The 500-nt window shown below is 62.4% G+C and carries 1 protein-coding gene; it reads left to right on the top strand.

The genetic code is table 11. The annotated features are described in order from the left end of the window. The coding region (locus TU76_RS24420) for an alanine racemase (RefSeq protein ID WP_048352729.1) at positions 1-500 on the top strand (500 nt) is incomplete at both ends.

The raw sequence follows: 500 nt of genomic DNA, 5'->3' as shown, positions 1-500 counted from the left end.
CCCTTGAGCAGCATGTAAGGACCATGCGTCAGGTGCTGCCCGAGAACTGCGAATTGTTCTACGCCGCCAAGGCCAACCCGGAAGCACGGGTGCTGAAAACCCTTGCGCCGTGGGTGGACGGTTTCGAGGCAGCGTCAGGGGGCGAGCTGACGTGGCTGCATGAGCAGTGCCCCGACCAGCCGCTGATCTTTGGCGGCCCCGGCAAACTCGATCACGAGCTGGACCTTGCCCTGCAATACCGGATTTCAGCGTTTCATGTGGAGAGCGTAACCGAACTGCGCAGCCTGGCACGCATCGCACGCCAACGCGGCGAGCGGGCGCCGGTCATGCTCCGGCTTAACCTGAAGCTGGCCCGGGCACCCCAGAGCCGATTGGTCATGGGAGGCAAACCCACACCGTTCGGACTGGATGAGGAAGGCCTCGCAAGCGCCCTTCAATTATTGCAACAAGAGCCGTCTCTGGAGCTCAAGGGGCTGCACTTTCACTTGCTGTCCCACCAG

It is taken from the genome of Pseudomonas psychrophila, assembly GCF_001043005.1.
Taxonomy (GTDB): Bacteria; Pseudomonadota; Gammaproteobacteria; order Pseudomonadales; family Pseudomonadaceae; genus Aquipseudomonas; species Aquipseudomonas psychrophila.
The sequence above is the reverse complement of the archived record's forward strand: the minus strand, read 5'-3'. Positions and strand labels throughout refer to the sequence as shown.